At 29.1% G+C, this 4,379-nt stretch carries 4 protein-coding genes; 1 reads left to right on the forward strand and 3 read right to left on the reverse strand.

Going from position 1 to position 4,379, the window contains the following annotated elements:
- The first annotated feature begins 342 nt into the window (after positions 1–342).
- Positions 343–651, forward strand: coding sequence for a myeloperoxidase inhibitor SPIN (gene spn, locus IDG60_RS07405; protein ID WP_000669524.1), 309 nt, complete (start codon positions 343–345; stop codon positions 649–651).
- Between the two features lie 106 nt (positions 652–757).
- Here spn and IDG60_RS07410 read toward each other — a convergent pair whose 3' ends face one another.
- The 3 genes from IDG60_RS07410 to IDG60_RS07420 all read right to left on the reverse strand — a co-directional run.
- Positions 758–2,260 carry an FKLRK protein gene (locus tag IDG60_RS07410; protein ID WP_001208892.1) on the reverse strand — a complete coding sequence of 501 codons (1,503 nt, stop codon included), beginning with the start codon at positions 2,258–2,260 and terminating at the stop codon, positions 758–760.
- Between the two features lie 21 nt (positions 2,261–2,281).
- Positions 2,282–2,974: a superantigen-like protein SSL11 gene (locus IDG60_RS07415; RefSeq protein WP_000769141.1), complete on the reverse strand. Its 693-nt coding sequence runs from the start codon at positions 2,972–2,974 to the stop codon at positions 2,282–2,284.
- A gap of 382 nt (positions 2,975–3,356) precedes the next feature.
- Positions 3,357–4,379 (reverse strand): restriction endonuclease subunit S (locus IDG60_RS07420; protein WP_241013346.1); only part of this gene is annotated, 1,023 nt, incomplete at its 5' end.

The following is a 4,379-nucleotide window of genomic DNA, read 5'->3' on the forward strand; positions in this document are numbered from 1 at the left end:
ACTTCATTTATATTCTCTTTTCATATAAATAATTAATTATTTTGTATATTTCTCTTTTACGTTACCAAAATATACATATACAATCAATTTAATTTCTTAATTAAATTTGTACTTATTATTATGTTGCGTCATTTTTTTATTATTGTTTCATTTGATTTAAACCCTCTTTGAAATCAAGGTTTTAGTAGGAAAATCCATAACCATCGCATTAAAGATTAATTGCATTTAAACAATATTTGTCACTTTAACTATTTATTAAAATTATTAAATCGGCTTAATAAACGTAATTTTCTCAATATTCAGTGTTATGATAGAGTTACATTTTTTAGAGGAGTGATAGATATGAAATTTAAAAAGGTTTTAGTAGCTACGGCAATGGTAGGTGTTTTAGCAACTGGCGTTGTTGGATATAGTAATCAAGCAGATGCGAAAGTTTATTCTCAAAATGGACTTGTACTACATGATGATGCAAACTTCTTAGAACATGAATTAAGCTATATCGATGTGTTATTAGATAAGAATGCTGACCAAGCTACAAAAGACAACTTAAGATCATACTTCGCCGATAAAGGACTACATTCAATCAAAGACATTATCAACAAAGCTAAACAAGACGGCTTTGATGTTTCAAAATATGAACACGTAAAATAAACTCAATAATGCTTTGTAACAAAGCACAAAAAACAGCTCAATGACGTTGAAGTCAGTGATTAACTCACTAGTTTCATTACATCATTAAGCTGTTTTATTTTATTAATTATTTTTCTAATTTTGGTGCCTTACGTTCAACTTTCTTTTCACCTAATGGATAGAACCAAGTTGATGGATTACCTTGAACATCATAGCCGACAATTTTATCACCATGTAATTTATGATATGCAGGCGTGTTTTCAAGTTTCTCTTCAAATTCACGTTCTTTCTTTTCTTCCGGAGATTCATAAACATCGATATACTTAGAAACGAATCCTTGATGTAATAGCTCACCAGTAATAGGTTTAACTACTGCAAAATTCAATGTTTCTCCATTTTGTAATCTGAAACCAGCTTTTTCAGCATCAAAGCTAAATTTACCATTTTCATCTACTTGAATATCAGGAAACAGTTGCGCATCACCTAAGTCAGAATATACTTTCACTACTGCATTCGCGAATTTAGTCTTACCTGTAATTTCTTTAGTTCCCTGTTTATCGAGAATACCTTTACCTTGTTCTGTATGGTACAAACTTCCATAAATTTCATCTACATGTAAATCTTCTTTAACATCTTTCAATACTTTTACTTTTTCCACTTTAGTATGGTCATATTTAGTTTCTGCTTTATCAATATCTTCTAAACTCGTTACTTTAGTTTTGAAAATTAATGACTTCAATGCTTCATCTTCATCATCAGGTGCAAATGTTAATGAGATTTCATCATTTTTCTTTAACTCTAAGTTATCAAAAGGATTTTTTTTGAAATCAAAATCAAAATATCCTTTTTCATTAATAGGCATCCAAACACCATCGGAACTAGCTTTAGTATCTTCTTTACTAATTCCATCTTTAGCTCTTTCTTCAAAATTAATAAATTTATTATTAATAGATAGAGCAACTTTACCTTTTACAGACGTATGACCTTTAATAATACCTGAACCTTCAGTAATAGGTTCGATGAAAACTTGGTGATGTCCATCTTTTTCTTTTAGTTGTTCTTTCGGTATTTCATACGCTTTTTCATATCGTGGTGTTGTGTATGTAGCTTTAGCATCTGTGTTTTCTTCCTCAGTACCAGCTTTTTCAGTTGAATCTTCTTCTACTTCTTCATCTTCTTCATCATCACCTAAATCAGGACTGGATGACGAAACCTCAATTTCTTGATTATGAACAATTTTTCTATTGTGTAGTGGATACTCGAATCTTCCGTTTTCATCAGCAAATACTAAATCACTATTTCCTCCATCTACTGAATCAGCACTTTTACCATCTATATTCATTAGAATAATATGGCTGGGTAAAGTAGTCCCTGTTACCTTTTGAGCACCAGGTTTAATGGGGTCTAAATTAACAAAATTCTTTTTTGTTTGTTCCGAACTTACTTCTTGATTATTTTGAACTGGTTGTGATCCAACTTTGATTTCTTCAGTTGCATTCACCTTTGGGTTCTTAACAGTTTGGCTACCTTCAGATGCTTCTGCTTCGCCATTTGTCATGATATATAACATAGTAATTGCAACTGATACTAAACCGACTTTCATTTTACGTAATTTAAAATTTTCTCTCATGATATACTCCCTCGAATATTATTATAAATTCACTTCAATTTTCTTTATATTTCTACTATCAATCGTATCACCCATGCGATGAGGCTGTAATTTTTTATTTAATTCAAACGTATAGTAGCCGCCATTTTTCATAGAAACTTTAATTTTGCTGTCTTTAGGCTCTGTCTTATAAAGATCATGTTTATCAATTAATTGCTTTCTTAGTTTGAAATCAAGTTCTTTTAATGAAATTTCTTCTTTATTGATGCTATAGTATTCTGAAGTCACAGAAGCAGTATTTTGACCGTTACTCTTAGAAGTCAATAAATTAACGTTTTGTACAGGGTCTTTATATTGATTCTTATTTGTTTTTGTAATTCCACCAATTGATATATTATCTGCGTGTTTACCTGACCCTTCTCTTACAACAAATACATCAAGTCCTTCATAATCTTCATCGTCCTTAAACCTTTCTTTGTCTGTGCCAAGTAAAGTAACTACATTAAGTTGTGGTCCATCAATAATGTTCATTTTATTACCTTCTCTATAACCACTCACATTTTGAAAATTATATCCTGTTCCACTGTAGTATTTTTTTAATTCTTGTGTATCTTTTGAAGTAACTGATAATCTGCTTTGCTCAATTGCTTTTACTGGCTGAGCAGTAGTTGTAATCATCCCTGTTGTTAAAATCCCTAGTGCTAAACTTGCTTTAGCAATATTTTTTAATTTCATAATTCTATGCTCCCAATTTTTAGTCTATTTGATTTATTCTATTACGCAATACGAACAATCCTCATTCATTATAATGAGCAATGGTCGTGCTTCACATTAAACTTACTTTAACTAAAAATTAATCATTATTAAGTAATTTAATAAATAGTTAACTAATATCATTCAATTCCTATCGATCTACTCTCTTTTATTTACGAATAACACTTTATCTCAACTTAATCTTTATTTAACTACTTATTATGTACACAATTTCGACACAAAAAAGACACTGCGCTTTCACAGTGCCTAAATTTAATGTTCGTTTTTAATTCACTTTACTTTTACAACTTTTATGTTAAATTATACAAATTTTATTCTTATGCAATCTATGTATTTATCAAAGTTATAAGAACATTTTTTGTAAAAAGGATTGTTTCTCTTTTTCTAATATTTCAATTTTCATTTTCTGTTTACTTATCAATATATCCATTTTTTTAAAGAAATCACCTATCTTTTCTTGTTCCTCCAATACAGGTATATCTATATTTATATTTTTTAATTGTTTATATTTTAAGTTCCATGTATCTGATGTTAATCCTTGTGAATTAATTTTAAATTTATGAATCATTCTATGTGTTTTAAACTTATATCCAATAAATAATGAGCTAGTATTTTGTGTTGGATAAAGCACAGTATATGCAGGGCTAACAATCCCATTATAATTTGATTTACCACTAGCCCCTTGCCACATTCTCATAGAATTATATGCAATATCATTTTTCCTAACTACTTTATAATTACTTTTATCTTTACTTGAATTATCTTTTCTATCCAATTCACTAAATTTTATAATGCCACTATTTATAGTTACTGAAAGCATTTGCCCTTTGTCAGAACGTTCGTTTCTCTCTTTTAAATATTTTTCTATTTTGCTATTTTCCCAATCTGGATAATCTTCACCATTCTCATCTTTGAATCGTAATTCTTGTGAGAAGATTTTCTGTATATAGCATTTTTTCTGTTGTTGAAGTAATTCAAGTTTTTGTTCTTCTAATTCAATTTGTTGGTCAAGTTTGCTGAAGAATTGTCCTATTTTTTGTTGTTCTTCAAATATAGTTGGGGTGAAGATTTTTAAATTAGCAATTTCTTTGAAGTTTAGTCCTTCTCGACTACCTCCACTTTGTGCAAGGAAAATTTTTCTTTTACCTTTTCTTGATAATAGATACTGTCCAAAAAAATTATAATAATACTCTTTTTTTAATCTAATAATACATACATGTTGATTTAAATTAGCATGCGTTTCAACTATCGAATTAATGGCTGTTCTACCTATTGATGCTCCTGTAATATTTAAAAGAACATCACCATAGTACGTTCTACTATTTTTCATCTCATCATCTATATCTTTACTAATATAAACTAAGTC

The sequence above is a fragment of the Staphylococcus sp. EG-SA-2 genome (genome assembly GCF_017152085.1).

Excerpts from the sequence above, each read along its gene's own strand:
- spn (WP_000669524.1), top strand. The coding sequence starts at position 343 with ATGAAATTTAAAAAGGTTTTAGTAGCTACGGCAATGGTAGGTGTTTTA.
- IDG60_RS07410 (WP_001208892.1), bottom strand. The coding sequence starts at position 2,260 with ATGAGAGAAAATTTTAAATTACGTAAAATGAAAGTCGGTTTAGTATCA.
- IDG60_RS07415 (WP_000769141.1), bottom strand. The coding sequence starts at position 2,974 with ATGAAATTAAAAAATATTGCTAAAGCAAGTTTAGCACTAGGGATTTTA.